Raw genomic sequence first — 26,217 nt, forward strand, 5'->3', positions numbered from 1 at the left:
CATTAATCTGCGCCGAAGAGGAAGGTGATGCGGACCCTGATCTTCATTGTGGCGGCCGGCGCGGCCTATGCCGGCATCGGGCTGAAGGCGCCAGCGGCACCGATCCAGTCGCCCGGCGACGCGCCGGCCCGCGCCGCCCCGCCCCCCGCATCGACGCCAACGCCAACGCCAACCGCGACATCGTCCCCGTCGCCCGATCCCACCCCGACGGCGCGTCCCAAAAAGAAGCCCCTGCCCCTTCCGCCGCCGCCGCCCCCGCCGCCCATGGCGATGCCGCCCCCCATGGCCGAACCCGCGCCGTCGCGACCGGAGCAAAGCTGCCGGCCCAGGACAGCGAGTCCCTCCAGCGGCGTCGCCCGCCCCGCCGGCAGCACCACGCAGCGCGACGAAGCCGCGGATTGCCCAACCTGCCCACCCCCCTGCCCCTGACCAAGGCTTCGGCAGAACAGGCAGAGCCGCAGATGCGCAGGACCGCCCCGCCACTCGCGCAGGTTCAGCCGATCACCCGCTGCCTCGCGGAGATGCAGACCAGCATCGTCAGCGCCGGCATTCGCGCGTTCGACGGGTGGCTGGACCGGTTCATCATCTACACGCTGCTCGCGCGGGTGAACGGGCTTGTGTCGGCTCCCGTCGAAGCGTCGATATCGATCCACGCCGCCGCCGAATCGCTTGGCAAACCCTATGAGAGCGTCCGCCGCCACGTTCATGTGATGATCGAGCAGGGGCTGATCGCGCGACAGGGCCGGGGGCTGCGGGTACGCAGATCGAAGCTGGCGCACGGGACGCTCGCGGACCTGCTGCGATTGACCCATGACAGCTTCGTCCGCTTCATCGAGGACCTGGCCAGCACCGGCGAAACCCTGCCGCTGCGGCGCCACGGCGTCCCCTATCATTTCACGACCGGGGCGCGGGCCGCCGTGGATATCCTGCTGGCGATCACGCAGACCAATCGTGGGACGCATGACGGATGGATCGACCTGGTGCTGTTTTCGACCGTCGTCGCGGCGAACTGCCGGCCGGACCCGATCGACGACGAACCCGATGTCGCACAGATGCCGGTGAGCGCGGCCGCGATCACCCGCGCGCTCGCCTTTTCCCCGACCACCACCGCGCGCCGCCTTTCGGCGATGGTGCGGAGCAGCCAGCTGATACGGGCAGGGTCAGGCTACCGCGTAAATCCGGCATGGCTGTCCCATCCCGATGCCCGTGCCGTGACTGCCCACAGCCTGGAAAATGTTCGCCGGCTTCTCAACACCGTCGCCGCGCAGGGCTTCCCCTTTGACGATCCCGCCTCCGCCTATCTCGACGAACGCCCCCCATGGACGCCGATCGGCTGATCAATCGGTCTTTTTGAGCTTTGCCAGCGCGGCGAACGGCCCCGCCTCTTCCTCGCTGAGGACGCCCGCCGCCCGCAGTGCCGCTTCCGCACCCGGACCGCGCGGGAAGGGATCGAGCGCCAGCGCCAGCGTTTCGGCCGCCGCCTCGCCCAGGTCGATCGCGCCGCCCGAATAAAAGACGGTGTCGCAATCGTCCTCGCTCAATTCGATCTCGTCGCCGGTCTGGCTGCCCTCGGCAACGAAGCGGAGCCGGACATCTTCGTCGATCGTCGCGGGGACGGGTTCGCCGGTGACGCTGCATGGCTGAACCACCGCCGCCGACAGGCGCCCCTGGGCGACGATCCCGGCCGCCGCGCGATGCACGTCGAAGCGCGCATCGAGCCGGTCGATCGCGATCAGGCCAAAGCGGCGAGCCAGCGCCCGGCGCTCGTCCACGTCGGCGCTGATCTCGCTGTGCCGGTCCCCCGCGCCGATCGTGTCGAGCCGCACCGGGCGCGAAAATTCGGGCGTCATTCCGGAAGGTCCCCCGCCGCCAGCCGATCGAGCGAGACCGGCGCGAGCGCCGCATACATCGCGCGCAACCCGGCCTCCACATGATCGCGCGCAGGCCGCACGGGCGGCGCACCGCGATACAGATTGCGTGCCAGCGCGTCGGCGAATGCCGCGGGATCCGCATCGTCGGCCAACGCGTCGCGAAATGCGCCCAGCCGGCCACCGACCAGCCCCATCATCCGGCCCATATGTTTGCCGACCACGACGTCGCCGATCCCGATCTGGCGCAACTGGCCGTCCATATCATCCACGAAACATTCGATCAGCCGCGCCGACAGCGGCGCCGCCGCCGCGTCACGCTCCAGCCGCAGCAGCACGATCGCCAGGATGCTGGCGATCATGTCGAATCGTCCCTCGACCGTATCGGGAACCTCCCCCGCCTCATACCAGTGGGGCGACCGGCCCCGCGCCACCACGGCGGCATAGAGCGACGCGGCGGGATTTTCCGCCCCGCGTCCGGTCAGTCGCTGCCACAACCCCATTTCGATCGCTCCATCGCCCGTCAGGGGGCGTCAAATCCAGTGCATGCTTGTTTGCAGGCACGCGCCCGCATATTGAGGGGATCGGCGCGCGATGCAATGCGCGGGCCTGTTGCCCCGTGGGGAGAGTGTATCGATGAAGTCCGCCCGTGTCCTTCTTGCCGCCATGTCCGGCCTTTGCCTGCTGGGCGCAGGCGCGTGCGCGCCGCTGCGCGGCTATCAGGGCTATGTCATCGACCCCGACCTGGTGAATTCGGTTCAGCCCGGTGTCGATAATCGCGAATCGGTGCTGGCGACGCTGGGCAAGCCGACGCTGACCAGCCAGTTCAACCAGGGCGAATGGTATTATGTCGGCCGCGCGACGCGCAATTACGCGTTCAACGATCCCAAGGCGATCGATCAGACGACGCTGCGCATCACCTTCGATGACAAGGGGACCGTGCGCGAGGTGACCCGTACCGGCGCGGAGCAGATCGTATCGATCAATCCGTCGAACAAGAAGACGCCGACGCTGGGCCGCAAGCGCGGTTTCTTTGAGGATCTGTTCGGCAATATCGGCACGGTGGGCGCCCCCGGCGTGGGCGGTGGAGCCGGCGACGGCCCCTGATCGCGGCCCGACCGGCCCCGGCCGGCGACCTGTCATTTCGCTGGCATCTTTCATTTCGCTGACAATGGCATTCCCGGGCCGTTCAGTCGCGCCCGTCTATACCCCCTTCATATCGGGCTGATGCCCGTGCAACCGAAGGAGGGAATGACAATGCGAAGGAAGATTCTTCTGAGCGCGCTGATCGCCGCCGTCGCGATGCCGGTGATGGCGCCCGCGTCTGCAAGCGCGCAATCGCGGGCCGAACTGCGCCGCGACCGCCAGGAAGTTCGCGAACAGCGTCGGGACGTGCGCCGTGCGGAACGCCGGGGTACACAGCGTGACGTGCGCCGCGAGCGCGGCGACCTGCGCCAGGCACAGCGCGAATATCGCCAGGACCGCCGCCAGGTGCAACAGCGGACAAGCGAGCGCGACCGCCGCTGGGGCCGCGACGACTGGCGCCGCTATCGCAGCTCCAATCGCGGCGTCTATGCGCGTGGCAGCTGGCGTGCGCCGTTCCGCTATTACGGCTTCCGGACCGGCATGCGGATTTCGTCGCGCTATTACACCAGCCGCTATTTCATCAGCGATCCGTGGCGCTATCGCCTGCCGCCGGCCGGCCGCTATCAGCGCTGGGTGCGTCACTATGACGACGTCCTGCTGATCGACGTGCGGCGGGGCGTGGTGCTCCGCGTGATCCGGAATTTCTTCTGGTAAGCGACAAAAGGCCGCGCCGGCGGATACGCTGCCGGCGCGGCCGATACGTGTTCCGGTCCCGAAAGGGATAGGACCGACATTGCCGCAACGCGCGGGAATCGCTTTGGTTCGTTTCCCCGTACGATGCGGCCGGCGCCGGGCCGTTTTCCGTAAAGCCTGTGTCCCTGTGGCAACTTCTGGTGGGGCATGGTCGATGCGGAAGGCGCCCGGCGCCACCCCGATCCTGCGCGTTCAGCGCACGGTGAACATCACCTGATCGACGACGCGCCCCCCCGGCGCGATCAGGCGCAGCCGGTGACGGCCCGGCCCGGCCAGTACCATCGGCCGCGAATCCGCCGCCCCGGCGTCGCGCCCGTCGAGCTGGAGCCGATGGCCGATCACTTCGCCCGACACGCTGAGCGCCATCCGTTGCCGCTCGATCGGAATGTCGGGATCGACCGCATAGACGCTGCCCGACACCGGGCTGACGATCCGTGGCCGGCGGGCAGAGGCGGGCGCGGTGGCGATCCGTGTCATCGCGGTGCCGGCCAGGAAATATTCGCGGCGCGGCTGTTCGATATTGCCGGCGAAGCGGATGTCGCGCGCCTCGATCCCGTCGGGCCGGGGCGGCGCCTTCCCGGGTCGATCCGCGTGCAGCGCCATCATCACGTCGCGCCACACCGGCGCCGCGCCGCTGGTGCCGGATACCGCGCGCATCGGATCGCCTTCCAGGTTTCCGACCCAGACGCCGACCGTGTAGCGATCGGTGAAGCCGACGCACCAATTGTCGCGCATCGCCTTTGACGTACCGGTCTTGACCGCCGCCCAGAACGGCAGGCGGAGCGCCGAATCCATGCCGAACGTGCCGGCGCGGGCATTGGGATCGGCAAGCATGTCGGCGACCAGCCACGCCGCCTGGGGCGTGGTGGTGCGGCGCGGCGGCTGGCGCGGATCGTCCTGCCGGACCCGCAGCGGCGCCCACATCCCGCCCTGGGCCAGGCTGCGATAGGCGGCGACCTGTTCGAGCAGCGTGACCTCCGCCGAGCCCAGCGCCAGGCTATAGCCATAATAGTCGCCGCTTTCGGTCAGTCCGCGATAGCCGGTATCCCATAGCCGGTCGCGAAACGCCTCGACCCCGGTCAGCAACAGCGTGCGGACCGCCGGCACGTTGAGCGACCCGGCCAGCGCGGCGCGCGCGCTGACCGGTCCCTTGAACGCGTGGTCGTAATTCTGGGGGACGTACAGACCCGACGCGGTATCGAGCTGCACCGGCGAATCGTCGAGGATCGAAGCGGGGGTCAGATACCCCTTCTCGATCGCCTCGGCATACAGAAACGGCTTGAGCGTCGATCCGGCCTGACGATAGCTGGCGGCCCCGTCCACCGACGGTGCCGTCGATGCGCCGCCGATGCCGCCGACCCATGCCAGGATTTCGCCGGTCGCGGTGTCGGCGACGATCACCGCGCCGTCGCGCGCACGCGTGCCGCCCAGCCCCTGCAACTGCCGGCGCAGCGCGCGGATCGCCATTTGCTGGATGTCGATATCGATCGTCGTCGCGACCTTCAGCCCGGGCCGGGTAAGCAGCCGGTTGGACAGGTGCATCGCCAGACCGGGGTCGAGCGCCAGGCTGCGAGCCGGCCCGAGCATCGACGCCGCCATCCCGGAAAATCGCGCGCAATCGGCATCGTGCGACAGCGCGCAGGCGCGACGGGACACTTCGCCGGCTCCGGCCGCGGGATTGGGCAGCAACGCGGCGAGCAACAGCCCGTCATCGCGGGTCAGCGCATCGGGCGTCTTGCCGAACAGGCCAAGCGCGGCGGCACCGATCCCCTGTGCCTCGCCGCGAAAGCCGGCAAGGTTCAGATATGCCTCAAGGATCTGGTCCTTGTTCCAGCTGCGTTCGAGCGCGGCGCCCGCGCGCATCTGGCGCAGCTTGTCGAGAAGCCCGCGCGATCCCGGCGCGGCCAGATCGGGGGACAGATAGGCCGCGACCTGCATCGACAGGGTGGATGCACCGCGCGCGCGCTTTCCCTCGATCCGGTCGCGCACCGATCCCAGGATCGCCAGCCAGTCGATCCCGGCATGATCGCGAAACCGGCGGTCCTCCGCCGAAACCAGCGCATCGGCGGCGGCCGGCGCGACGTGCGCCAGCGGCGTCCATGCCAGGCGCCGCGCCTGATAATCGACCCGGGCCGAATCGAGCAGCCGGCCATTGCGGTCGTAAAGCCACGCCTCGGACGGCTTCCACCCCGCCACCGTCGCGCGATAGCCGGGAAGATGCGGCGGCAGCGTCGCATAGTCGGCGCTCGCAACCAGCGCGGCCAGCCCCAGCACCGCCGCGACGACGATCCGTGGCCCGGTCCACCAGACGCGATGGGTCGCCGCCTCGACACGGCGCCACGCCAGCCGGCCGCGCCCGGCAACACGATGCAGGAGACGCTGGAACCGCTCGATCACGTCACCGCTGCGCCACCACCATCGGCTGGTTGGGGATCGCGGCGCGGATTTCCGGCGAATACATTGCCTCCACCCGGGTTGGCGGCAGCTGAAGCCGGCCGGCGGCGTTGAGCCGCATCGTGTAGCTCACCGTCCGCGTGCCGCGCGGCAGCCAGGCGAAATAGCCGCGCCATGCGTCGCGACCCCGCTCGACATAGCTGGGCGCATCGCCACTGCCGCCCTCGGCCAGCATTTCCGACTGGCCGCCCAGCGTGCCGATCACCGTCGCGCCCGCCGGAACCGGATCGGCGATCACCACCCAGTTGCGATCGGCGCTCGCCTCGATCGTCAGCGTCACACGGACGACATCGCCGCGGGTCCACAGCCCCTTGGTCTTGGCCTGAACTGCCTCGACCTTCTTGGTGAGCTTGTACCCGGCATTCAACGGCTGGGTCAGCGGCACCGCCGCCTTCACCTGCACGGTCGCCCACGGCCCCGCCCCGCCCGATTGCGAGAGGGTCAGCGGCGCCTGGCCGGTGGGTAACGCGAAGAGCAGGCTGCGCTGCGCCGGGTCGAGCGGCCAACTGCGCGTCTGGCTGCGCCCGCCCAGGCTCGCCGTCGTCACGCCGGCGACCTGTTCGGCCGGATAGGCGGCTTCGAACCGGCGCGCCGCGATCACGCCCCAGGCGTTGGCGGTGGTGGTGTCCCAATGCCCGCGTTCCTGCCGCAGCGCCGCGCCGACCATCATCTTCGGCCCTTCGCCGGCAAAGGTCGGCCGGCCCAGCGTCGCGACCAGCGCCTTCAGCACCGCTTCGTCGCCCGATGCCATCAGCCACCAGGGGCTGTTGCCCTTGTCGCTCAGGTCGATCCGGGTCCCTTCATAGACCAGTCGGGTCTTCAGCACGCCCTCCGCCGCCGCGCGCAGCTGTGCGCCATTTGCGAGGCCCGGCACCTTGCCCAGCGCGGCGATATAGTCGGCGAGCGTCGAGGTCGGCATATCCTGTGGCGTGATGCCCAGCTGGCCCAGCATGTCCGCGCGCGCCGCGCCCTGCCGGGCGAGCGCCGCGAACGCCGCGACCTTCTGCAACCGTACATCGCCATATTCGTCATGCCGCAGCCGCCCGTCGAGCACCGCGGTCAGCGCCTGAACCATCCGCGAACGCGATGCTTCGGGGATCGGCAGCCCCGCCTCGGCCGTGATCGACAGGACATAGCTGGTCAGCGCCTCCGACCCGCGCAGGCCGTCCGACGGGAAGTAGCGGAGCAGGCCGTCCTTATCGAGATAGACCGGCATCTCGCCCGCCAGGCTGTTCCATGCGCCGGTATCGCCCAGCGCCACGGCCTTCGACGTGCGCTGTTCGAAACAGCCATAGGGATAGGCGGACATGTAATCGCGCACCCCCTGCAATGGCGGCACCAGGCTGTCGGTGAGCAGCAGCGAGACGCTGCCGACGCCGGACAGCGCCCCCGCCGGCGGCTGGATCGCGACCGGCCCGCCTTCGCCGACGCGCACCAGCGTCGCGGCCCAGGTTTCGACCGGCACCGCCGGGGCGATGTCCTGCGCGACCGTGATCGCGTCGCTCGCCTTGCCGCTGGCATCGCGGGCGGTGACCTTCCACTGCAACCGGTCAAAGCCCTTGGGCGCGGTGAGGTTCCACGCGATCGGCACGGCGCCGCCCGCCGGAATCTCGACCGTCAGGTCGCGACCGGTGGCGACGCGCGGGCTGAGCTCGACATGCGCGGTCACCGTCATCGGCTTGTCTGATCCGTTGCGCAGCGTGAAGCCCGCCGAATAGAAGTCGCCATCGCGCACCAGCGGCGGGATACCGGCAAAGATCGACAGGTCCTGCGCGGTCCGCACATCGGTGCTGCCGGTGCCGAAATACTGGCCGTCGCCGCCCAGCGCGATCGCCACCAGCTTGAACGAGGACAGCGAGTCCGACAGCGGCACATCGACGCTCGCCGCGCCCTGCGCATCGAGCGGGACGCTGCCGCGCCACAGCAACACCGGCTGGAAATTCTCTCGGTTGAGCGCGGACAGGTCGCCGCCGCCACCGCCGCCCGCCTCAACCGCCTTGCGGCCGTAATGGCGCTTGCCGACCACCTGGGTCTGCGCGGTCGAAGTCAGCACCGACAGCGGGCGATCGCCCATCATCGCCGCCAGCACGTCCCAGCTTTCGTTCGGCGCGAGCTGCAACAGCGCCTCATCCACCGCGACGAAGGCGACATCGGCCTTGGGTGCGGCGCTGCCGTCCGGATTCTTCACCTGGAGCGCGACCTTGGCCGTGCCGCGCGCGGCATAGCGTTCCCGGTCCGCCTTCACGCGCACATCCATCCGGTGGCCTTCCCAGCCGACCCGGATCTTTGCCATGCCGATCCGATAGCTGGGCTTGGCGAGATCGACCGTCGCGGTCGGTGCCGCCCCCTCGCGCGAGAAGAAGGGAAGGTTCCAGCGACGGGCAAGGTCCGCCCACCACAATTTCCAACCACCCACGCGCCCGCGCACCGCCATGACCGAAACATGGACGTCGGGCGCATAGACGCCCTTTAACGGCACCTCGACCACCGGATTCTCACCCGACAGGTCGGTGACGAAGCTCGACATCACCCCTTCGCGCTCGACCGTGACCAGCGCGGTCGCGCCGCGGAAGGGCATGCGCACCTGAAAGCGGGCGGTGTCGGTCGATTTATATTCCGGCTTTTCGGGGATCAGATCCATGCGGTCGCCATTGTCGCCGCCGAACCACCAATCGTCCTCCCCCGCCAGCCATACCGACGTGGTCGCGCGCGCGACGTTGCCGGCGCCGTCCGTCGTGGTGGCGACGGCATAGACCTCACCCGATACGCCGGGATCGAGTTCGCATTTGGCGAAGCCCTGTGCATCGGTGGTCGTCGAACAGGATGCGGACAGCTTCCTGGTCCGCATGTTGTTTTCATAGGCGTAGAAGCCGCCGATCAGGCGCCGTCGCGCGGTCAGGATTTCGCGGCTGTAGAGCGCGACCTGCACCTTTTGGCCCTTGACCGGCTTGCCGTCCGTACCCAGCGCCACGAGGCGCAGGCGCAGATCGTCCTCCTTCATCAGCCAGCCATCGGTCTTGACGCCCAGTTGCACCGCCGATGCATAGATGGGAACGCTGCGCGAGGCGGTCAGCACCTCGCCATTGGCGTCCTGATAATCCATCTCGACACGCATCAGCGTGTTGCCTTCCAGCGTCCCCGGCACGTCGATCGTGGTGCGCGCGGTGCCGTCGCGGCCCAGCGTGACCGGCAGCGTCTGCATCGGCGGCAATTGCGTCGAATCGATCTCTTCGCCGTCGCCGTTGAGCGGCTTCGTCCCCTCTTCGATCGCCTGCCCGCCAAAGCTGTAGCTCTCGTAATCCTGAGGCGCCTTGTACCGGTCCCAATAGCCGATGCGCAGCTCGACCGGCAGGTTCGCCGCCCCGCCGCCGGACAGATATCCGACGAACAGGTCGAGCGGCAGCGTCTTTGGCTTCACCGCCGCCTCTTTCGGTCCGGCGACCGACGCCTTCATCGTCGGCAGCTTATATTCGTCCACCTTGATCGACTGATCGGTCCAGATCGTGTCCTCGCCGCGCACGAACTGGAGGTCGTAATCGCCCATCGGCGCGCCCTGCGGGACGTTCCACGTCGTCTCGCCATTGCCGGTGGCGCCGATCGTCACCGGCAGCTCGAACTGCGTATCGGAGCCGCGATGGGTGAGCTTTAGCGTGCCGGTAAAGCCGTCGGGATAGGCGAAGCCGGCCGCGACCGGGCGGCGCAGCACATGTTTCATATGCACCGTCTCCCCCTGCCGGACGAGCGCGCGGTCGAAGATGGTGTGGATGATCGTACGGTCGGCGTCATAGCCAAAGCGCAGATCGAAATCATAGGGCCGAATCCCCTCGCCCCAGGCGGTGAGCGTGAAGCTCATATCGTCGCCCTTGCGCGCGGAGATCATCAGCGTGTGCGATTCCGATCCCTCGTCACAGCTGCCCCAGGTCTGCGGCTCGGGCAGTCCCTTGGCGACCGCGAGCCGGCCAGATTGATCGGTGGTGCCGCTCGCCAGCATCTTTCCGGTGCAGCTGTCGGTGACCTTGACCGCCGCGCCGCCGACGGGCTTGCCGCTGTCGAGCGCGGTCACCCAGGCGAGCGAGCTTTCCCGGCCCCATTTGAAATGCACCGCCATGTTGGTGACGAGCGCACCGGCGGCGACGTAACGCGGTGCGTCGCGCCCGAGCAGCGCCTTGCCCAGCTGGGGCGAGGCGAGTTCAACGACATAGAAGCCCGGCTTGCCCAACGGGATGCCTACGACCTCCATCTCCTTGCCCTTGCCCGGCAGGTTGATGTTGAGCGGCGCACCCAGACCCGCGCCCAGGATCGGCTTCGCGCCGGTCTGGTTGATCCGCACGGTCATGCCGCGACGCTCGACCTCATCGACCTTATAGTCGTCGGCATCGTCGATCGTGCGCAGCCACCGCGCGATCACGCCGTCAGAGGCATCGACGCGCATATGCTGGCCCGCGACCGACAGGCCCTTGCCCTGCAACGCCGGCTCGACATTGCGAACCGTGACGGGCAGCACCCCGCCCTCCCTGGCCTCTAGGATGCCGAACGGCGCGGCGAACTTCACCAGCGGCGGCGCCTCGTCGAAGCGGACGTCCAGCGGGAAGCGTTCGGCGTTGGACAGCGCGCGACCGCTCTCGTCCTTGATCCCCGCCGGCAAAATCAGCCGCGCATTGGTCGCGGCGGGCAGCGGCGAGGCGAATTTGACGTCGCTGACCGTGTTTGCGCGCTTGTCCTCGTCCGACAGGACGGGAAGCAGCTTCTTTCCATCGGCGGTCTCGATCCGGATCGCCTCGGCCTGTTCGCGCGGGATGCGCGCGGAAAAGCGGACCCACGCCTCCTTGACCGGATTGCATCCGGCCTGGGGATTGATGCGCGCGCATTCGAAGCGCGCGGTGAACGGCTTGCGCACCGTGAAGTCGAACCGCTGGTCCGCGCCCGCGGTCTTGCCGCCCGCGCCGGCGATCGACGCGCCCCAGACCAGCGCCACGTCGCGGCCCGGGGGCAGCGGGCGCCCGCACTGGACCGCCACGACATTGGCGAGCGCCTTGGCCCGCGCATCGGCATTTTCGGGCAGGGTCTCGGCGATGCCGGAATCGCGCAGGAAGCTGCGCACCTCCCACCGATCGGCGTTCATTTCGGGCAACAGCTTGGCGGGCAGGCCGGGATCCAGCAGCTTGACCGGGATCTTCTCCCCGATCCCCTCGACCGCGCAATAGGCGCCCTGGGCGATCGATTCGCGGGTCGCCGGCATGTTGGTGCCGACCAGGAAGACCTGATCCTCCTCGATCTCGCCGCCATAACGGCTGGGGAGCAACCCCTTCACCGTCGGTCCGCCTGCTTCCACCGCGAATTCGCGGCTGCCGGTGACGGCATAGCCGGACAGGCTCTTCAGATTATCGACCAGCTCGAACTTGCAGCTCGTCCCTCCGGGCAGCGGCGTGGCGAATTCCCAGACATAGGTCTGCTGATCGACCCATCGCCCCTCGCCACCGATCGCGCAGCTGACCTTGACCGGCGCGGCCGCGCGCGGATCGCCCAGTGGCACCATCTGCTGGCTGAAGCGCAGCGTGTAGCGTTCGATCGCGCCATCGCCCATTCCCGGCGTGGACAGCACCACCTGGGGACTGGCATCGCCCCAGGCCAGGACCGGCGTCAGCGCCAGTGCCAGGATCGCCGCAACGCGCGCGAGGTGCTTCATCATACCTTCCCCCAAGCAGGTGGGCCGATCCTAACGCTCCCGCAATGCCCGAGTCCACTGTCAGGATGACCCGTGCCGAATCAATAATCCTTGGAATATTTGATTCCCGCGCTCGATCCGCCGAACGATCCGGTGGCGGAGAGCAGGCTGAGCGCCCGGGTCAGCGCGATCTCCAGCTGGACGGCGGTGAAGCCGCGCGCATCGGTGATGATTTCGACATAGATGTCGTCGGTCAGATACTGGCCGGCGGCGAGCGCGGTGCCGCGCCCGGTGGTGTCGTCGGCGCCCAGGATGCGCAGCCGGTCGATCCCCGCCGCCGACCGCAGCTTGCCGAGCGGATTGAGGCCGCCGCCGCTTCCGCGCAGCGAATTGAGCGCGGCGGCGAGCTGGATCGCCTCGGTCGCCGACAGGTTGGTGACCGAACTGCCGAACAACAGGCGCGAAAGCACCTCGTCCTGCGGCAGCGTCGGGGTCGAGGTAAAGGCGATGCGCGGTTTTTGCCCGCTGCCGGTGATGTTGATGATCGCGGTCACGCCCTCTGCCGTGGTGCTGGCGCCGATATTGATCTGCGGGTCGGCGAGCGGACCGCCCTCGAAACTGACGATGCCGCGCGTCAGTTCGAACCGGCGGCTGGCAAAGCTGTAGGTGCCGCGCACCACCCGCGCTTCACCGGTCACGATCGGCGCGGCGGAGGTTCCGGTGACGCGCATGTCGGCACTCCATTCGGATTCGAGGCCCATCCCCGATACGAACAGCCGGTTGTCCGCGGTGATGCGCACGTCGAGCTTGAAGATGCCCGACGACGCCTGACGCTTTGGCCGGGCGCCGGTCGGGTCGAGATCGCTCTTGCGATAGACGCCGGTGAGTTCGGGAACCTCGGCCGCGCCCTGGCGGATGATCTGGTAGCGCGCGTCGGGGATGATGATCCGTCCCGCGATCTTGCCGCCATCGGCCTTGCTGTTGGTGATGCGCAGCTGTCCGGTCGCGGTTGCGCCCAGCGCATCGCTGCGCGCCAGCCGCGCGTTGCGGAAGCGGGTGGTGATATCGAGCGGGAACCCCTCGTCCGCCGACAGGCCGATCGTTCCCGACGCGGTGAGCCGGCCATTGCCCGCGACCGCCTCCATCTGCGTGATCTCAAGCTGGTTCATGTCGAACCTGCCCTCGACCTTCATCTGCGACAGGCGGGTTCCCCAGGTTTCGTTCTCATAGGCCAGCTTTTCGGCGCGCAGCTGGCCGGCGATGCGCGGATCGCGCACCTGGCCAGAGAAATCCGCGGCGATCGCGACCGGCCCGGACAATTGCTGATCGGGAAAGCCCGCCATGGAAAACAGCACCGCCGAGGGGCCGTTGTAGCGGATGCCGCCCGAAAGCGGGGCCGCCATCAGCCGCGTCGTCCAGCTTCCCGCATTCGGCCCCAGCGGTTGCAGCGTCGCCACCATCCGGCCGATGGTCGTCGCACCGCGCTTGATGAGCGCACGCGCGTCACCGCCATCGGGGAGCAGCCGGCCGACAAAGGCGATATCGACCGGCGACGATACGCCACCGATGCTCGACCGGGTGAAACCGGCGACGTTCAACCGCGCGATCGCCTGGGGAAAGGCGCCGCTGCCGGGCTGGCGGAAGTCGAGCGAGCCGCTGGCGCTGCCGCCGACCCCGGCGGTGCGCGCGAAGAGATTGGCGATCGACAGGTCGAGCTTGTCGAGCCGTGCCTGCATCACCAGCCCATCGCCCCAGCTGCCCGCGATCCGCGCGCTTCCCTTGTCGAAATCGATCCGCGTGGGCGACAGGCGATAGCTCCGCCCCGCGATCGCGATCCGGGCCGGCTGGGCAGTGCGAAAACCGATATTGTTCGCCTTTCCGTCCAGTGCGACGCGCCATTCATCGGGCGCGAACCGCGCATTGGCGGCAATGCGGAACGGCACCGCCGACGATCCCTCGGCCAGCGCCTGGGCAGCGCCGCTGCCGTCGCGATAGGCGATCTTCGCCCGCGCGCGGGTCAGCACGAAATCGCCGCGCGACAGGTTGGCGACCTGTGCCTCGCCGGTGATCGCCGGGCCGCGATCATAGAGCGTCGCCGTCGCGTCCACCACCGCGCGGCCGATCGTCAGTCCCATATCGCCCGGCACGGTCGCGTTGCTGGCGCTCGCATGGACTACCGCCTGCTGGTATTTCCCGGCTGCGGCGAGATCGACCTTGCCGTCGATGCCCGACCCGGCAAAGGTCAGGGCGCCGGCGAACGGGCCGGCGGGCGTCTGGCGCAACGTCCCCTGAATGTCGGTGCCGGCGAACCGCGCGGTGCGAATATCGACCGTCATCTGGCGGCCCGTGCGCACCATCAGGTCGGCGCTGAACGGGCCATAATCGGTTCCCCCGGTCGCGGTGACGGCATAGGCGGCGCCCTGCCCGCGAACCCGCGCATGCAGATCGGCGAGACCGACGCCAAGCCCGGGGCGCGGCGCGCGCAGATCGACCAGCGGTGCGGCCATGGTGCCGGTGACGCGCGCGAACAGCGGGCCATAGTCGGTCGAATAGGCATCGGCGTTGAGCAGCAGCGGCCCGGCGGGATCGTAGCGGCCCGATCCGCGCACCACCTTGAACCGGGGGGCGCCCAGCTTGAGGTTCGAAAAGGTGACGATGCCATCGGGGTTCAGCCCGACATCGACCCGCATCACCGCATTGCCGCCCAGAAAGCTGCGGACCCCGTCGCTGAACAGGCGGGTACTGCGGCCCAGTATCCGTCCCTTGATCCCCCAGCCGCCGCCCGGCGCGGCATAGAGGTTGGCGTCGGTGGTGACGTTGACGATCCCGACCCCGTCGATCGTATAGTCGTTGACACGCCCCTTCAGCGCGCCGGTATAGCGGCCGCTGCTCATGTCTGCGGCGACGATCGCGGTCGCGTCGATCCGGTCGGACCGGATGCGCAGATTTTCCGACAGGATCTGGTCGCCCGTGATCGCCAGGTCGCCCGCGATCGACACGTTTGTCAGCAATCCGCCAGCCGCGGCGTTCAGGCCGGTCACACGCGCCGCCCGCGCCCGCACCGGGATCAGGATCCGGTCGGCGTTCACCGTCGCCAGCCCTTCGGCATAGAGGCGTTCGACGATCGTTTCGCCAAAGCCCAGCGCGGCGGCCTGAACCTTGTAATCGACGGTCGGCGTCGCGAACGGCCCATTGAGCGCGACCGCGCCGATCACCGACCGGCCCTTCAGATTGGGCGCGATCGTGCCGGGTTTCAGCAGCATCGCCTCGACCCGGAACTGGTCGAAGGCGTTTTTGCCCAGGTCGAGCACGCCGGTGGTGGTCAGCGCGAACGCGTCGGAGCGCAGCCGCAGGCGCGTGTCCGCGCGCCGCTGGTCCAGCGCGGCGTCAAGCGCCACCTGAAGGTTCGGGGTGGTGAGCCGCGCGACCGGCCCCTTCAGATACAGCCCCGGCTGGGTGGCGCCACGAAGCTGGATCGTCCCCTTGCGCGCGGCGATGCCAAGGTCGGCAAGCTGCCCCCCGCCCAGCGTCGCCATCAGCCGGCCGCGCCAGTCGCTCCACCCGCCCTTGCCCGCCAGCCGCGCGCGCAGCGGCGCGTCGAGCCCGGCAAGGCCGGCGATCAGCCCGCCCGCCGGCGCGACGAGATCGGCGCGCAGGTCGAGCTTGTCGGCATCCGGCACCGCGTCCAGCACCAGCGCCAGCCGGTCGCCGCCGTCACTGCCCAGCGTGCGCCCGTTGACGATCAGCCGCGCGCGGCGATCCGCGATCGCGGTTTCGCCGTTCAGCGTCGCGACATAGCGCCGCCCCGCCACCGGCGGATCGAGCACCAGCCGGTCGATCGACAGCCGGCCGATATCGATGTCCAGATCGGGCAGCATCGGCGCATTGGGGTCTCCCGGCTTCAACTCCGGCAGGCGCATCACCCGCACCAGCGGCGTGCTCGCCGAACGCACATCGACGTGATTGTTGAGGAAGGCGAAGGGCCGCCAATCCACCGCGATCGACGGCGAGGTGGCGAACACGCCCCGGGGATCGCTGACGCGCACGTCGCGCAGCACCATCGCGCCATAGATCGACCCTTCGATCCGGCCGACGCGAATGTTGAGGCCGCTGGCGGTGGTGAACTTGCCGATCTGGTCCACCACCAGCCGCTTGCCCGGATCGGTATTGAGACCGAGCACCAGCAGCAACAGCGCCCCGGCCAGCCCGGCCAGCGCGACCGCGATCCATTTGGCGACGCGCTGCCAGATCGGCGTGCGCACGATCACCGTTTCGATATCGGCGTCATCGCCGTGCGGCACGGTCGTTGCCCCGGGTTCCGCCATCAGAACGCCTGCCCGATCGAAATATACAGTGCGATCCGCGATTCGCCGGGCTTCTTTGCGATCGGCGTCGCCACATCGACGCGCAGCGGCCCGAAATTGGTGTAGAGGCGCCCGCCGATCCCCGCGCCGAAGCGCAGATCGGTCAGGCGGGGCAGCGTGCCTTCATATACCTGCCCCGCATCGATGAACGGCACGATGCCGAAATTGCCGAAGCGATAGCGCGCCTCGACCGCGAATTCGTTGAAGCTGCGGCCCCCGATCGGCTTGCCGTCGGGCGCGCGCGGACCCAGTTCCTGATAGCCAAAACCGCGCACCGACCCGCCACCGCCGGCATAATAGCGGCGCGAAGGGGCAAGGTCGTTCCGCTCGATCCCCTGGATCGATCCGAACCGCGCCCGCCCGGCCAGCACGATGCTGTCGCTCACCGGATAATAGGCCGTCCCCTCGATCATCCCGCGTACATAGGGCCGCGCGGCGCCCCGGACCGAGGTTTCGGGGCTGAGGTTCAGCTTCACCCGGAACCCGCGCGTGGGGTTCAGCAGATCGTCCGACTTGTCCCAGCCGGCAAAGAGCGGCACCGCCGCGATGAAATAGACACCGCGATCGCGCGCGCTCTTCGCGAAGTCGTAGCGATCCTCGCTGGTGCCGACGAATTCGGCGCCATAGGCATAGGTGAATTCCTTTTGCCAGATCGGCGTCGAATCATAGGAAATGCGCGCCGACAAGGTGCCGGTGAGGCCGGTATAGGCCTGGAGGTCGGACCGCAGCGCCGAGGCGATGAGCTGGAACGTCCGGTCGCGCCGCCCGGCATTGGAGCGTCGGAAGGTTGCCGACGCCCCCTGTTCCTGGGTTCCCGCGACGCCGGTCAGGATCAACGCGCCTTCGGGCGGAAACAGGTTGCGATGGGTCCAGCTGACTTCGGCGCGAATCCCCTGGCCGGTGCTGTACCCGGCCTGTGCGGCGAGGGTGCGCGCCGGCCCGCGCGTCTGACGGACGAGCAGATCGACATATTCGGTGCCGTCGGGTCCCGCCTCGCCGGTCCTCACCGGCTCGACCGATACCGTCGAGAACAGGCTGGTCGCGATCAGCGCGTCGCGCAGGTCGTCCACCATCGCGCTGTCATACAGCCGGCCGCGATCAAAGCGCGTCAGCACATCGATGTGCCGCGCGTCGAACACCGCATCGCCCGCCGTGCGAATCCCGCCAAAGCTGCCGCGCGGTCCGATCTTCACCGGCAGGGTATAATCCCCGACATGCGTCACCCCGTCGAGCAGGATGTCGCGCTGTCCCACCTCGCCAAAGGGGTAGCCGTTGCGCGGCAGCGCCAGGCTGACCGCCGCCTCCGCCGCCTGCACGCGCACGGCGTCGATCGGCTCGCCACTCCTGAGCTTCAGCGCGTCGGGGATCAGGTCGGGCGGCACGGTGGGATCGGCATCGATCGTGATCGCGCCGAGCTTGTACAGCGGCCCCGGCACCGCGGCGATCGTCGCGGTCACCGGGCGCGATTCGGTCGGGGTCTGGGTGATCGTCGAGACTGCGGTCGCATCATAATAGCCGAGCGATTTCATCAACCGCACCGCCAGCCCCTCATCCTCCCGCGCCCGCGCGCCGATGATCGCGGCATTGGCGGCGACACCGTCGCCGTCCTCCAGCGCCGAAAGATCGCGGAACCGCTCCTCCAGCCCCACCTCGGCCAGCCCCGTCACGCGGGTGGCATAGCGGATTTCGACCGCCTTTTCGTCATTGGTCGCGGCGATATCGGCAATCGGGGTGGTGTCGAACGCGCTCAGCGGGGGCAGCGGCGCGGCGATCTCCGCCTCCTGCCCCGCCGGGTCGAGCGGCGGCGCGTCCTCGATCGGTTCGATCGGTGCGACCGGCCCGGCCTGCGCCTGCCCCGTCGCGCCCGGGGCCATCGGCTCCAGCGGCGCGCTCATGTCGTCGGACAGCGGCGGCAGCGACGTCTCGAACTCCTCATCCGACACGATCGGCTTTTCGTCCGTCGATGGCGCCGCCATCGGCTCCTGCGCTGCGGGCGTCGCAGGCTTGGGATCGTCGGAGGGCGCGCCCTGGCCCGGCTTGCCCGCGCTGCCACCGATCTGCGCGTGCGCAGCGGGGGTGAGTGCGGCGCCTGCCAACAGAATGATCAGCAGTCTCACGCGCGGAATACCCCCAGCCTCCCGAAAAGCGGCACGCCCTGCGCGCACCCGCTCGCTAATCGAACGAGCGAGCGAGAGGAAGGTTCATCGGCGGATTTCGCGCATTTCACCCCCGCGCCTTGGCCTCCGCGCGAAAGCGATGGAGCAGCGGTTCGGTATAGCCGCTCGGCTGCGACACACCCTCGAACACCAGTGCGCGGGCGGCCTGGAACGCGATGCTATCGGCTTCATGGCCCGCCATCGGCCGGTAGAGCGGGTCGCCGGCATTCTGGGCATCGACCTTCGCCGCCATCCGTGCCAGCGCCGCATCGACATCGGCGGCGGTCGCGACACCGTGGAGCAGCCAGTTCGCCATATGCTGCGAACTGATCCGCAATGTCGCGCGATCCTCCATCAGGCCGACATCGTGGATGTCCGGCACCTTCGAACAGCCGACCCCCTGATCGATCCAGCGCACGACATAGCCGAGAATGCCCTGGGCGTTGTTGTCCAGCTCGCTCGCGACTTCCTCGCGGGTCCAGTTGCGCCCGGACGCGAGCGGCACGGTCAACAGGCCGCGAAGCGCCGGCGCCGCCTCGCCCGCGATCTCGCGCTGGCGCGCGAACACATCGACGCGGTGATAGTGGATCGCGTGCAGCGTCGCGGCGGTGGGCGAGGGAACCCAGGCGGTATTCGCGCCGCTCATCGGGTGGCCGATCTTTGCCTCCAGCATTTCGGCCATGCGGTCGGGTGCGGCCCACATGCCCTTGCCGATCTGCGCCCGCCCCGACAGGCCATGGCGCAGCCCGATGCGGACATTGCGGTCCTCATATGCCTTGATCCAGGCGCTCGCCTTCATCTCGGCCTTGGGGATCATCGGCCCCGCGCGCATGCTGGTGTGGATCTCGTCCCCGGTCCGGTCGAGAAAACCGGTATTGATGAATGCGATCCGGTTCCGCACCGCATGGATGCAGGCGGCGAGATTGGCGGAGGTCCGCCGTTCCTCGTCCATCACCCCCACCTTGATCGTGTGGCGCGCCAGGCCGAGCAGGTCCTCCACCGCGTCGAACAGCCGGTCGGTGAACGCGCATTCCGCCGGGCCATGCATCTTTGGCTTGACGATATAGATGCTGCCCGTCCGGCTGTTGCGAAACGCGCCCAGCCCGTTGAGGTCGTGCAGCGCGATCGTGCTGGTCATGATCGCGTCCAGCACGCCCTCCGGCGCCTCCACATTCCCGATCAGCAGCGCCGGCGTGGTCATCAGATGGCCGACATTGCGCACGAACAACAGGCTGCGTCCCGGCAATAGCAGATCGCTGGCCTGGGGTCGGCGATAGCTGCGGTCCGGCGCCAGGCGGCGGGTCATTTCCCGGCCGCTCTTGTCAAAGGTTTCGGTCAGGTCGCCGCGCATCAGGCCCAGCCAGTTGGCATAGGCCGCCACCTTGTCGTCGGCATCGACCGCCGCGATCGAATCCTCCAGGTCGACGATCGTCGTCAGCGCGGATTCAAGGATGACGTCCGCGATCCCCGCCGGATCGGTCCGCCCGATCGGATGATCGCGATCGATCGTCACTTCGATATGCAGGCCGTTGTGGACGAACAGCAGCGACTCGCCGCGCGTGCCGGCCAGCTGGCCCGGATCGGCGAGGGGCAGATCGCCCCCGGCGAAATCGGCCCAGCGCATGCCGGTGAGCGGCACCGCCTCGTCCAGAAACGCCTTGGCGGCGGCGATCACCTGTACGCCGCGCACCGCATCATAACCGCCGGGCCGCGCCGCGCCGGGCAAGGCGTCGGTGCCGTAAAACGCGTCGTACAGGCTGCCCCAGCGCGCGTTGGCGGCGTTGAGGACGAAGCGCGCATTGAGCGCCGGCACCACCAGCTGCGGCCCCGCCATCGTCGCGATCTCCGCATCGACATCGCGGGTGCCGATGGTGAAATCGCCCGGTTCATCGACCAGATAGCCGATATCGCGAAGGAACGCTTCCTGGGCGGCCGGATCGGCGGCGCGCGCCGGATCCTCGGCGGACCAGGCGTCGATCCGCGCCTGCAACGCGTCGCGCGTTTCCAGCAGCGCGCGATTTTCGGGGGCGAAGCGCGCAAGGATCGCCGCGACCCCGGCCCAATAGCCCTCCGCATCGATACCGATATCGGGCAGCACGCGCTGCTCGACGAAATGCAGCAACGGCTCCGCGACCTTCAGGCCGGCGCGGTCGTGATAAGCGGGCATCGAAATCCTCCTCAGTGCGATGCGATCCTGGCCCGGGGAGGCGGCGCCTGATTAGGCGAAGCGCGGGGGAGCGATCAACCCCCGGGGCCGATCATCGCCGCAGCGCTCTCGACGCGTTCGAGCATCGTGCGCAGCTGCGCCTGCTCCTCGTCGGACAGGCTGGCGAAGATGCGCCGCTCCATCTCCAGCGCCTTTGGCGCGACCTGTCGATAGAGCGCCCACCCCTCCGCGCTGAGCGCGAGAAGGTGGGAACGCTGGTCGTCGGGGTTGGGCGTGCGGGTCACCAGTCCGCGCTCGTGAACCGCGATCGCCGCACGGCTGACGGTGACCTTGTCCATCTGGGTCCGGCCGCACATCGCCTGCTGGCTCATCGCGCCATATTCGGCAAGGATCGTGATCAGCCGCCATTCGGGAATGCGCAGGCCGAACAGCGACTGATAGACTCCCGATATGGCCGCCGACACGCGGTTGGAGGCCACCGAGAGCCGATAGGGCAGGAACGCGTCTAGCTTCAGGGTCTCGGTCATGCCCGGCACTTGCCGTGAATTGCGATGCCGCGCAACATCAACCTCGCATCATTGCGCGACAAGAGGCCTGCAAGACACAAAATATCAGCGGCCGATGCCTCAGCCGATGTCGCCGACCCGTACCGGAGCGAGCCGCGGCGACAGCAGGTGGACGACGAGCAGCGCCAGGAAATAGGCGCTGCCAGCGACCCAGAACAGCGGCCAGTACACGCCCAGCCGGTCGAGAATCTCCCCCGCATAGAACGCCATCAACGTCCCGCCGATCGCGCCCACCGTGCCGCCGATCCCGACCACCGATCCCACCGCCCCGCGTGGAAACAGGTCAGAGGGGAGCGCGTAGAGATTGGCCGAGAACGCCTGATGCCCCGCCGTCGCCAGGCCGATCACCCCGACCGCCAGCCAGACGCTGTCGATCGATTCGGCGAACACCACCGGCAGCACCGCAAAGGCGCAGATCAGCATCGTCACCTTGCGCGCGAAATTCGCCGACTTGCCCGCCTTCATCATCCGCGACGACATCCAGCCGCCCGCCACCGACCCGATATCGGAAATGAGGTAGATCACCGCCAGCGGCACGCCAAAGGTCAGCAGATTGAGGTCGTAATGCTTGAACAGATAGCCGGGCAGCCAGAACAGAAAGAACCACCAGATCGGGTCGATGAAGAACTTGCCCAGCGCATAGGCCCAGGTCTCGCGCCGCGTCAGCACCGCGCCATAGCCCAGCTTGGTCACCGGATCGGCGGGGTCCTGTTCGATCCAGGCGAGCTCGCCCGCGCTCACCTTGCTGTGCTCGCGCGGGCTGCGATACATCGTCCACCAGGCGACCAGCCACAACAGGCTGACCACGCCGGTGATGACGAAGGCCATCCGCCAGCCCCATGCGACCACGATCAGCGGCACGACGAGCGGCGTGACCACCGCGCCGATATTCGCGCCGGCGTTGAACACGCCGATCGCGAACGCGCGCTCCTTGGCCGGGAACCATTCGGTCACCGCCTTGATCCCCGCCGGGAAATTGCCCGATTCGCCGATGCCCAGGCCAAAACGGGCCATCGCGAACTGGGTGATCGAATAGGCGCCGCCATGCGCGATGTGCGCGACCTGCCAGATCACGAACGCGACCGCATAGCCAAGCCGCGCGCCGACCATATCGACGAACTTGCCAAAGCCGATATAGCCGACCGCATAGGCGATCTGGAACCAGATGATGACGCCGGCGAAATCGCGTTCGGACCAGTCGAGATCCTGCATCAGCGTGGGCTTGAGCACGCCGATCATCTGTCGATCGATATAGTTGATCACGGTCGCCGCGAACAGCAACGCGACGATCGCCCAGCGATAGCGGCCGGCATTCGCGACCGCGCCGGACCGGATGGTCTCTGCCTGAGTGGCGCTCATCTTCTCTCTCCTGTCACGCAGGTCTGGCCGCTTCGATCGAGCAGCTCACCTCAATATCATCGAAACGCGCGGTCACCTCGGCGCCGACCCGCACCGGATGTACACCGGTTACCGCGCCCGACGAAATCCATTGCCCGGGACGCAGCGGAACGCCGCGCGCCGCCATCGCCTCGAACAGGAAGCGGGCAGCGCCCAGCGGACCGTCGAGCATCGCGCGCGCGGTCGCGGCACCGGCCTGCGCCCCGTCGATGCGCAGCGACACCGCCCGGTCGAGCAGGCCGGTTTCGCGCCAGTCCGCGATCTCCGGGCCGACCACCAGCCCATAATTGTTGCCGAAATCCGAAATCGTGACCAGCGGCCCCATCTCGTTGATGCCGGCAAAGGGCGAGCTGGCGATCTCGATTCCCACATGCACCGCATCGATCAGGGCGGTGGCCTCTTCGATCGTGTAACGCGTTTTCGCCGGATCGGGCGCGCGGCCGATGCGCAGCAGAAATTCGGCCTCCGCCGCCGCGAACCCGTCAGCGAACACCGGCATCGCCGCACCCGACCGCCGGACGCTTCCGGCAAAGATCGGCCCCGCCAGCCGGTTGGTCCCCAGTTCGGCGTCGGTCGGCGGGTTGATCCGGCCGATCTTCCACCCGACGACATCGCCGGCGAACAGCGCGCGGGCATGGTCCTGGATCGCATAGGCATCGTCGAGCGAGGCGGGCGGCACACCGGGATAGTGCGAAAGGCCCGAAGCCGAGCGCCGCGCCGCGACGAAGGCTTCCGCGATCGCGTTCAGACTGTTCATCCACCCCTCACTTCATTCTTTGCGCCAGAGCTAACGGAAACCGGTGTCATTGACAAGTCGGGATCACGATCGCGTGAGCAGATCGTGCAGGCGTCCTTCCTCCATCATGCGCAGCCCGCCGATGATCGCGGTGCGAAATTCCTGATTTTCCGCGATCTCGGGGGGAAACACCGCCCCCATCGCCAGCAATCGTCCGGCCCGGATCGCGGCTTCGCCCTCCACGCTCGCGGCGATCAGCCGGGCGGCGAGCGGATCGACGATCGCGGTCCCCGTGCGGGCTGCACGGTCGAGAAACGCCATCCATGCTGCGACCGGCACCGCCAGCCGCGCGACGGGACGCCCCGCGCGCGCCGCCGCAGCAACGGTATCGAGCAGGCGATAGGGAAGTTTCTGCGATCCATCCCATGCGATCTGCGCCAGAAGATGGCGGATCGCCGGATTGCGGAACCGATCGAGAACCGCACGGGTATAGGCGTCCGCGTCCAGGCCGGGGACATGTCCCAGCACCGGCACGATATCCTCGCGCGCCAGCCGCTCCACAAAATCCGCCAGCGCGGGGACCGCCATCGCATCGGCAACACTCTGGCACCCCAGGGCGAGGCCGAGATAGGCGAGGCTGGAGTGCAGGCCATTGAGAATGCGCAGCTTCGCCCGCTCATATCCGCGCACATCACCGGTCAGCGTCACGCCGGCGGCGGCCAGATCGGGACCATCGGCAAGGTCATGGGGGCCGATCACCCATTGGGTAAACGCCTCCCGCTGCACCGCCGCCGCATCGTCCATGCCCAGCCGGGCCGCGACGGCTGTCAGAAAGTCCGGGTCGCTGGCTGGCGTGATCGAATCGACCATCGTGTCGGGGAAGGCGGCGGTGTCCGCGATCCACCGCGCGAGGTCCGGATCGCGCCGCGCCGCGAACGCGATTGCCGCCGCGCGCAGCTTGCCGCCATTGCCCGACAGATTGTCGCAGCACAGGGTCAGGAACGCGCGCGCGCCCGACGCGCGTCGCGCCGCCAGCCCCTGAACCAGCCAGCCGATCAGGCTGCGCGGCTCGCCACCGTTCAGATCGGCGACAATGTCGGGATGCGCCATGTCCAGCGTTCCGTCCCCGGCCAGGCAATAGCCCTTTTCGGTCACGGTCGAGGTGACGATCCGGGTCGCGGGATCGGCGAGCAGGGCCGAAACCTCGGCGCCGCCGTCCGGTCCGATCCAGCGGCGATGCGCACCGATCACGCGCCATGCCGGGTCGCGGTCGCGGATCGCCAGCGTGTACAGCCCATCCTGCGCGGCGAGCGCGTCGGTGGTGCCGGGCGAACGCAGCGAAACCGCAGCAATCCCCCATCGCGGATCGTCATGCAGCACCCGATCGAACACCGCCGCCTGGTGCGCGCGGTGAAACGCGCCCGGGCCGAAATGGACCACGCCGGTGGCGATCGCGGCGGGATCATAGCCGGGACGCGAAACGCCCGGGGCCACATCCCGCAACGTCGTGAGCGACAGCCGGCTCACAGCGTCACGCCACGTTTCCAGATGGCGATCTCCCGCTCGTCATTGCGTTCGGCGGCGGTCGCCTCACCCGAAGCGATCGCGACGATCCGCGCGAGCAATGCCGCCCCCGCCGCCGCCACGCCCTGGTCGAGCACGCACCCCGCGTCGAAATCGATCCATCCCGGCTTGCGCGCGGCGAGGTCGGTATTCGACGCGATCTTCACGGTCGGCGCCGGAAAGCCGAGCGGGGTCCCGCGTCCGGTGGTAAAGAGGATCAGGTTCGCTCCCGCCGCGGCGAGCGCGGTGGAGGAGACGGCGTCATTGCCCGGCGCCTCCAGCAGCGTCAGTCCGCGCCGCCGCGTGCGCGCGCCATAATCGATCACGTCGGTAACCACCGCCTGCCCACCCTTCTGCACCGCGCCCAGGCTCTTTTCCTCCAGCGTCGTGATGCCGCCGGCGATGTTGCCGGGCGACGGATTTTCCGAAACCGGCTCGCCATGGTCGAGAAAATAGCGCTTGAAACGGTTCACGAGCGCACCGATCGCCGCACAGCATTCGCGATCCGCGGCGCGCGCCATCAACAGATGCTCCGCGCCGAAAATCTCGGGAATTTCGGTCAGGATCGCGCTCCCGCCCGCGGCGGTCACGCGATCGGTCATCGCTCCGACGAGCGGATTGGCGGTCAGGCCCGACAGCCCGTCCGATCCGCCGCATTTCACGCCCAGGACCAGCCGGTCGAGACCCATCGGTTCGCGGCGCGCACCGCCCGCCCGCCCGGCAAGGTCGAGCGCCGCCGCGACGCCATCCGCCACCTCATCCGCCGCCGCCTGTGCGCCGATGCTCCGCACACGCGCGCGCGCATCGACAGGCAGGCGCTCGACAAGCGCGGCAAGCTGGTTCGATTCGCAGCCCAGCCCGACCAGCACGACCCCCGCAGCATTGGGATGCTGCGCCAGCGCCGCCAGCACCGCGCGCGTCCCGTCCAGATCGCCGCCCAGCTGCGAACATCCAAAGGGGTGGATGAAGGCGTGGATGCCGTCGATCCCGTCAGGTCGCCGGGCATCGGCGCGCGCGGCGATCTTCTGCGCGGTCCGCGCCACGCATCCGACGGTGGGCAGGACCCAGATTTCGTTCCGCGTTCCCGCCTGCCCGTCCGCGCGGGCATAGCCGTGCCAGAGCAGCGGTGCCGCGTCTTCGCGCCGCGCGGGCTGCGCCGCCGCGCCGGCATAATCCGCCTCCCCCGCCAGCGCCGTCGCGAGATTATGGGTGTGAACATGGGCGCCCGCGACGATTTCCCGCGTCGCCACCCCGATCGGGTGGCCGAATTTACGGACGACATCGCCGGCACGGTGCGCGACGAGCGCCAGCTTGTGTCCGCGCGGGACCGGATCGGCGAGCGTGATACCCAGCACCGCTTCACCTGCGGAAAGGTCGCGCAGCGCCGTCGCGACGCTGTCGTCGGGGTGGATGCGGAGCGCGGACGTGCTGGTCATGACTA

At 68.6% G+C, this 26,217-nt stretch carries 16 protein-coding genes; 3 read left to right on the forward strand and 13 right to left on the reverse strand.

All coding sequences use genetic code 11. From position 1 onward, the window contains the following. Positions 1-65: 65 nt before the first annotated feature. Positions 66-221, reverse strand: a complete 156-nt coding sequence (locus KF783_RS11025; RefSeq protein WP_294079263.1) for a hypothetical protein — start codon at positions 219-221, stop codon at positions 66-68. 240 nt (positions 222-461) lie between these two features. Here KF783_RS11025 and KF783_RS11030 point away from each other — a divergent pair, with 240 nt between their 5' ends. Beyond that, positions 462-1,337: a hypothetical protein gene (locus tag KF783_RS11030; RefSeq protein WP_294079265.1), complete on the forward strand. Its 876-nt coding sequence runs from the start codon at positions 462-464 to the stop codon at positions 1,335-1,337. Here KF783_RS11030 and KF783_RS11035 read toward each other — a convergent pair whose 3' ends face one another. Together KF783_RS11035 and KF783_RS11040 are read right to left on the reverse strand one after the other, a co-directional pair. Then, positions 1,338-1,850: a DUF177 domain-containing protein gene (locus KF783_RS11035; RefSeq protein ID WP_294079267.1), complete on the reverse strand. Its 513-nt coding sequence runs from the start codon at positions 1,848-1,850 to the stop codon at positions 1,338-1,340. Further along, positions 1,847-2,371 (reverse strand): ubiquinol-cytochrome C chaperone family protein, encoded by a 525-nt coding sequence (locus KF783_RS11040; protein WP_294079269.1) that lies wholly within the window; start codon positions 2,369-2,371, stop codon positions 1,847-1,849. Before KF783_RS11040 ends, KF783_RS11035 begins: the two co-directional genes overlap by 4 nt. 133 nt (positions 2,372-2,504) lie before the next feature. Here KF783_RS11040 and bamE point away from each other — a divergent pair, with 133 nt between their 5' ends. Next, a complete protein-coding gene (bamE, locus tag KF783_RS11045; RefSeq protein WP_294079271.1) occupies positions 2,505-2,975 on the forward strand; it encodes an outer membrane protein assembly factor BamE in 471 nt (156 codons plus the stop codon). A gap of 150 nt (positions 2,976-3,125) precedes the next feature. Then, positions 3,126-3,668: an RcnB family protein gene (locus KF783_RS11050; protein ID WP_294079273.1), complete on the forward strand. Its 543-nt coding sequence runs from the start codon at positions 3,126-3,128 to the stop codon at positions 3,666-3,668. A 231-nt stretch (positions 3,669-3,899) separates the two neighbouring features. Here the strand turns inward: KF783_RS11050 and pbpC are convergent, their stop codons facing one another. The 10 genes from pbpC to KF783_RS11100 form a co-directional block, all read right to left on the reverse strand. Then, the gene (pbpC, locus tag KF783_RS11055) at positions 3,900-5,981 is read right to left on the reverse strand and encodes a penicillin-binding protein 1C (RefSeq protein WP_294079410.1); all 2,082 of its coding nucleotides are present in this window, start codon (positions 5,979-5,981) and stop codon (positions 3,900-3,902) included. A gap of 124 nt (positions 5,982-6,105) precedes the next feature. Next, positions 6,106-11,847: an MG2 domain-containing protein gene (locus KF783_RS11060; protein ID WP_294079275.1), complete on the reverse strand. Its 5,742-nt coding sequence runs from the start codon at positions 11,845-11,847 to the stop codon at positions 6,106-6,108. An 80-nt stretch (positions 11,848-11,927) separates the two neighbouring features. Further along, entirely contained in the window at positions 11,928-16,151 is a 4,224-nt protein-coding gene (locus tag KF783_RS11065) for a translocation/assembly module TamB domain-containing protein (RefSeq protein WP_294079277.1), read from the reverse strand. After that, positions 16,151-18,166 (reverse strand): BamA/TamA family outer membrane protein, encoded by a 2,016-nt coding sequence (locus KF783_RS11070; protein WP_294079412.1) that lies wholly within the window; start codon positions 18,164-18,166, stop codon positions 16,151-16,153. The genes KF783_RS11065 and KF783_RS11070 overlap by 1 nt, the downstream gene beginning before the upstream one ends. Before the next feature lie 247 nt (positions 18,167-18,413). Then, a complete protein-coding gene (locus tag KF783_RS11075) occupies positions 18,414-20,513 on the reverse strand; it encodes a malate synthase G (RefSeq protein WP_294079279.1) in 2,100 nt (699 codons plus the stop codon). 74 nt (positions 20,514-20,587) lie between these two features. After that, positions 20,588-21,040, reverse strand: a complete 453-nt coding sequence (locus KF783_RS11080; RefSeq protein ID WP_294079281.1) for a MarR family transcriptional regulator — start codon at positions 21,038-21,040, stop codon at positions 20,588-20,590. Between the two features lie 99 nt (positions 21,041-21,139). Then, complete coding sequence (locus KF783_RS11085) at positions 21,140-22,438, reverse strand: MFS transporter (protein WP_294079283.1); 1,299 nt, start codon at positions 22,436-22,438, stop codon at positions 21,140-21,142. Positions 22,439-22,451: 13 nt separating this feature from the next. Further along, positions 22,452-23,234, reverse strand: a complete 783-nt coding sequence (locus KF783_RS11090) for a 2-keto-4-pentenoate hydratase (protein WP_294079285.1) — start codon at positions 23,232-23,234, stop codon at positions 22,452-22,454. A 63-nt stretch (positions 23,235-23,297) separates the two neighbouring features. Next, the gene (locus KF783_RS11095) at positions 23,298-24,740 is read right to left on the reverse strand and encodes a mannitol dehydrogenase family protein (RefSeq protein ID WP_294079287.1); all 1,443 of its coding nucleotides are present in this window, start codon (positions 24,738-24,740) and stop codon (positions 23,298-23,300) included. Further along, complete coding sequence (locus KF783_RS11100; RefSeq protein WP_294079289.1) at positions 24,737-26,212, reverse strand: altronate dehydratase family protein; 1,476 nt, start codon at positions 26,210-26,212, stop codon at positions 24,737-24,739. The genes KF783_RS11095 and KF783_RS11100 overlap by 4 nt, the downstream gene beginning before the upstream one ends. Between the last annotated feature and the right edge of the window lie 5 nt (positions 26,213-26,217).

It is taken from the genome of Sphingomonas sp. (genome assembly GCF_019635455.1).
Lineage (GTDB): Bacteria > Pseudomonadota > Alphaproteobacteria > Sphingomonadales > Sphingomonadaceae > Sphingomonas.

Excerpts from the sequence above, each read along its gene's own strand:
- KF783_RS11030 (WP_294079265.1), top strand. The coding sequence starts at position 462 with ATGCGCAGGACCGCCCCGCCACTCGCGCAGGTTCAGCCGATCACCCGC.
- KF783_RS11035 (WP_294079267.1), bottom strand. The coding sequence starts at position 1,850 with ATGACGCCCGAATTTTCGCGCCCGGTGCGGCTCGACACGATCGGCGCG.
- KF783_RS11040 (WP_294079269.1), bottom strand. The coding sequence starts at position 2,371 with ATGGGGTTGTGGCAGCGACTGACCGGACGCGGGGCGGAAAATCCCGCC.
- bamE (WP_294079271.1), top strand. The coding sequence starts at position 2,505 with ATGAAGTCCGCCCGTGTCCTTCTTGCCGCCATGTCCGGCCTTTGCCTG.
- KF783_RS11050 (WP_294079273.1), top strand. The coding sequence starts at position 3,126 with ATGCGAAGGAAGATTCTTCTGAGCGCGCTGATCGCCGCCGTCGCGATG.
- KF783_RS11060 (WP_294079275.1), bottom strand. The coding sequence starts at position 11,847 with ATGAAGCACCTCGCGCGCGTTGCGGCGATCCTGGCACTGGCGCTGACG.
- KF783_RS11065 (WP_294079277.1), bottom strand. The coding sequence starts at position 16,151 with ATGGCGGAACCCGGGGCAACGACCGTGCCGCACGGCGATGACGCCGAT.
- KF783_RS11070 (WP_294079412.1), bottom strand. The coding sequence starts at position 18,166 with ATGGCGGCGCCATCGACGGACGAAAAGCCGATCGTGTCGGATGAGGAG.
- KF783_RS11075 (WP_294079279.1), bottom strand. The coding sequence starts at position 20,513 with ATGCCCGCTTATCACGACCGCGCCGGCCTGAAGGTCGCGGAGCCGTTG.
- KF783_RS11080 (WP_294079281.1), bottom strand. The coding sequence starts at position 21,040 with ATGACCGAGACCCTGAAGCTAGACGCGTTCCTGCCCTATCGGCTCTCG.
- KF783_RS11085 (WP_294079283.1), bottom strand. The coding sequence starts at position 22,438 with ATGAGCGCCACTCAGGCAGAGACCATCCGGTCCGGCGCGGTCGCGAAT.
- KF783_RS11090 (WP_294079285.1), bottom strand. The coding sequence starts at position 23,234 with ATGAACAGTCTGAACGCGATCGCGGAAGCCTTCGTCGCGGCGCGGCGC.
- KF783_RS11100 (WP_294079289.1), bottom strand. The coding sequence starts at position 26,212 with ATGACCAGCACGTCCGCGCTCCGCATCCACCCCGACGACAGCGTCGCG.